The organism is Methylobacterium mesophilicum (assembly GCF_022179445.1).
GTDB lineage: Bacteria > Pseudomonadota > Alphaproteobacteria > Rhizobiales > Beijerinckiaceae > Methylobacterium > Methylobacterium mesophilicum.
The window spans coordinates 1-258 of the sequence record NZ_BPQU01000138.1 but is presented as its reverse complement, the minus strand read 5'-3'; the positions used below and the strand labels follow the sequence as shown (position 1 = coordinate 258).

The window sequence follows — 258 nt, the reverse complement described above, 5'->3', positions numbered from 1 at the left end:
CCGAAGCCGCTGATCATGATCCCACCGAACAGGCCGCCCCACCACAGGCTGTTGGTCGCCCAGGCATCATCGGTAAGCATCAGGAAGGTTCCGCTAACGAGCGTCCCCGTTGCTCCTACCGAAAGAAACCTTCGCCCCATCTTGCGGAGCTCATGACGGTTCTCGGGTAAATCCGGGTCGCACATGACGGAAGCCCTCCAGCTATCCGACTATGACTGCCGCTACGTCGCGGCACCTCAACGACAATCGAGATGGCTT

1 protein-coding gene is annotated in these 258 nt (G+C 59.7%); it reads right to left on the bottom strand.

Going from position 1 to position 258, the window contains the following annotated elements; translation table 11 throughout:
• Nucleotides 1–185 (bottom strand): hypothetical protein (locus tag MFF40_RS28535; RefSeq protein WP_238263191.1); only part of this gene is annotated, 185 nt, incomplete at its 3' end.
• Nucleotides 186–258 lie beyond the last annotated feature (73 nt).